Source organism: Shewanella sp. AS16, assembly GCF_021412365.1.
Lineage (GTDB): Bacteria > Pseudomonadota > Gammaproteobacteria > Enterobacterales > Shewanellaceae > Shewanella > Shewanella salipaludis.
In genome coordinates this window covers 1-314 of record NZ_JAKCLK010000146.1, presented here as the reverse complement: position 1 = coordinate 314, position 314 = coordinate 1, and the positions used below count along the sequence as shown (strand labels likewise).

Here is a 314-nt window from a genome sequence, read left to right as displayed (position 1 = left end):
GGGATTCGAACCCACGACAACTGGAATCACAATCCAGGGCTCTACCAACTGAGCTATAGCCACCACTACAAATCTTGTTACGCGGTATTACTACCACCGCAGCTCAAGCGCCGGGACTAAATGGCGCGCCCGACAGGATTCGAACCTGAGACCTCTGCCTCCGGAGGGCAGCGCTCTATCCAGCTGAGCTACGGGCGCTTAGCGCCGTTGCGGGGGTGGATAATACGGACTTCCCACCCCTCTGTCTAGTCCCTTTTTAAATAAATTGCGCGTTTGGTTACGGTTTGTGCGTTTTGCTGCTTATTCCTCCAGTT

At 54.1% G+C, this 314-nt stretch carries 1 tRNA gene; it reads right to left on the bottom strand.

Annotation, left to right across the window (positions count from 1 at the left end):
- Nucleotides 1–121 precede the first annotated feature (121 nt).
- Nucleotides 122–198 (bottom strand) — tRNA-Arg (locus tag LZP73_RS19730).
- Nucleotides 199–314 lie beyond the last annotated feature (116 nt).